The sequence below is a fragment of the Bradyrhizobium sp. genome, assembly GCF_049581145.1.
Taxonomy (GTDB): Bacteria; Pseudomonadota; Alphaproteobacteria; order Rhizobiales; family Xanthobacteraceae; genus Bradyrhizobium.
Genome location: NZ_JBAURI010000639.1, coordinates 1 through 2,800, shown reverse-complemented (window position 1 = coordinate 2,800; position 2,800 = coordinate 1). Strand labels below are relative to the sequence as shown.

Here is a 2,800-nt window from a genome sequence, read left to right as displayed (position 1 = left end):
CTCCCGGGGGACGTCCGCCGGGCGGCGCAACCGCCCCCTCCTCAACCGGAAGCTGGCCGCCGCCGAGCGGGCGTGGGGCACCGGGCGCGGACGGATTCTGGTTCGGATCGAACGCATCGCCGCGTCGCTGGCCTGCGGGCGGCTCCTGCACGATCGGCGCCGGCGCTGCGATCTGCGATTGGCCATAAGGCTGTTGACCGTAGCCCGGCTGAGATTGCCCATAGCCGGTCTGAGCTGGCGCATAGCCCGGCTGGGGCGGCGCATAACCGCCGCCCTGGACCGGCGGACTGTAGGCCGGCGGGGCCTGCACGGGAGGCGCCGCCGCCACCGACGGGGCACCTGGTGCGGGTTGCGCGCCGCCCTGCAGCTGGCGCAGGCGATCTTCGAGCTGGCGGTTGCGGTACTGCAACTCCTCGTTCTGACCGGTGAGCTGGCGCAACTGCTCTTCCAGCCGCTGGATACGCATTTCCGGGTCGTCGTCGGTCGATTGCGCCAAGGATTGCGCGAAGGCCCGCGAGGACCACGCCTGCTGCGACAGCACCAGAAGCCCGGCGATTGCCGCGGCGCGGGTCAGTTGATGAAATCTGGATGACATCTTGCCCGGATGAGGAATCGGCACATCGAAAGCGCCAGACATTGGGGGACGGAGTACGCCAAAAATGTGACTCCTTCAAACGCCTTCGCAAACGACTTTGACGCACCCGAACGGCTTGGCGCAGCCGAACGGCAACGCCGGCGCTCGAGGCGCCGGCAGCAAATCTTGCGAAAGTCTTACAGGCGGCTTCCCTCAGGAACTCGCGTTCAGGACCGTCACCGCACGGCGGTTCTGCGACCAGCATGAGATGTCGTTGCAGACTGCGACCGGGCGTTCCTTGCCGTAGGAGATCGTCCGCATCCGGCTCGGATCGATGCCGCGCGAGGTCAGGAAGGTGCGGACCGATTGTGCGCGGCGGGCGCCGAGTGCGATATTGTATTCCCGGGTGCCGCGTTCATCCGCATGGCCTTCAATGGTGAAGCTGTAACGCGGATAGCTCTGCAGCCACTGTACCTGCTTTTCCAGGGTCGCGATCGCCTGCGGGGTCAGGTCGGTCTGGTCGCTCTCGAAAAACACGCGATCGCCGACATTAACCACGAAATCCTGCTGGCTGCCCGGCGTCGCGGCACTGGCCATCGCGTCGGCTCCCAGGTTCTTGTTGGCACAAGCACCCATCGAGAGCGCCACCGCGAGGACCGCGGCGAGCCTCAATCCCTGGAGGATACGCATTTGGTGTTTCATTCCAGAGCCTCCACGCTCACGTCTTTAGACTGTCATCCGGTCTACAGGGCGATGGTTAAGCGAACGTTCCGTCAACCTTGATGGGTCGTTGCCGAACCCGATCAAATGCCGGGAACCGTTGAAAAGCACCCGCGATGGTTAATGGGTTGTAAATGTGGCGCGAGGGTGAGGCAAGCAACCTTGTGCACCGCGACCGGTCCGGGTCTGGATGGATTTTTCCGAAATACGACACAAAGGCAACAGCCGTGGGAAGCCGCCCGCAGCTTTGCCCAAAGAACGGGCGCCAAAAGCGGCCGCTGTCAGGATTGCGCGGCGGTCGACACCTGTTCTGGGGCCGGAACGACCCATTTTGACGCCAGCTCTCCCTTGCGCTCAAACAGCATTCGCCGCTCGAAAGCACTCGAACGCATGAAGGGGAAGCGCTGGAACACCCGGTCCCGAATCTCGGGATATTTTGCGGCCACCAGACCCACGGGCTTGATCAGCCCCGGGTACAGCCTTGGCTCTCCCCAGGGCTCCTGCAGAAAAACCTTGCGATAAAATGCCCGGTGTTCGGGGCGCACATTGGCGAGGCCGATATCGGCGTTGAAATGCGCGCAAGCGATATAGCCGAGCCGCACGGTGACATAGGGAAGCTCGGGGAATGTTCGGGCTTTCTCAGGATCGGCGACGAAACGGGTGGGATCGATGATGATCTTTCCGCGCTCCAGTTCCGGATGCAGCAGATCGGAAAACATTTCAGATGAGGGAGATCCCCGCCACTCGGACGTCAGCACGCTGATCCGAATGGAACTATAAAGCTCGCCGCGGAGGTAGATGCCGAAAGTGAAATTGTTCGGCAGGTCGTCGTAGCGGTCAGTGACGCGCCCGGTTTCCGAGGGCAGGATGGCGCCCTCGCGCAAATAGGCGCGGTAGCGCAGGCGATAAATCCTGTCTTTTTCCTCTGGCGTGTCGGCGCGGCGATAATCGACGTGTTCGAGAAGATCCGTACTGCGTTCCGGAACGACCCGGATAGCTTCGGCCGCAGACCTCATTCCGAACACCCTCCAACGCCAACGCAACTGACTAAGCAACTTCCGAGCGAGTGCAGGAAGATTAACATCCCCTTAACGATGATGCAAAGGTATCGATGTAATAGGGTTAACGCGATCAGAGATATTCGATTGAAAACACTCAGTCCACAACTGACGCGGGGCCAGAATAGCTACTTTCCGGCGCAAAATTCAGTCAAGCTGGCCTTGGACTAGAATCGTCCTGTATGCGGAAAACTGCAAGGTCGGACAGAATCGGAATTGACGTTGGTCGCTTTCGTTGATTCATTCTTATGAATGATTCGAGAGCAAACTCTGCGAGCACGCGAAAAGCTGGTCGGCAAATTGCCGATCACCGGCGAAATGCTTCGTGGCTCGCTGCTGGAGCGCACGGTCCGGCATACCAAAGATTGCCCGAAATGCGCGCGCGGCGAAGGACATCATGTCTTCGTTCTGACGGTGAGCTATCCCGGCGGACGCACCCGGCAAATCA

The 2,800-nt window shown here is 61.1% G+C and carries 3 protein-coding genes; all 3 read right to left on the bottom strand.

Features of this window, described 5'->3' with window-relative positions; all coding sequences use genetic code 11:
* The coding region (locus WCB02_RS21085; protein ID WP_423961070.1) for a septum formation initiator family protein at nt 1–595 on the bottom strand (595 nt) is incomplete at its 3' end.
* 192 nt (nt 596–787) lie between these two features.
* A complete protein-coding gene (gene pal / locus WCB02_RS21080; RefSeq protein ID WP_423961069.1) occupies nt 788–1,276 on the bottom strand; it encodes a peptidoglycan-associated lipoprotein Pal in 489 nt (162 codons plus the stop codon).
* Between the two features lie 299 nt (nt 1,277–1,575).
* On the bottom strand, nt 1,576–2,310 hold the full coding sequence (locus tag WCB02_RS21075) for an N-acyl amino acid synthase FeeM domain-containing protein (protein WP_423961073.1): 735 nt from the start codon (nt 2,308–2,310) through the stop codon (nt 1,576–1,578).
* Nucleotides 2,311–2,800 lie beyond the last annotated feature (490 nt).

Bases quoted from the DNA above. Each gene is read 5' to 3' on its own strand.
- pal (WP_423961069.1), bottom strand. From the start codon at position 1,276: ATGAAACACCAAATGCGTATCCTCCAGGGATTGAGGCTCGCCGCGGTC.
- WCB02_RS21075 (WP_423961073.1), bottom strand. From the start codon at position 2,310: ATGAGGTCTGCGGCCGAAGCTATCCGGGTCGTTCCGGAACGCAGTACG.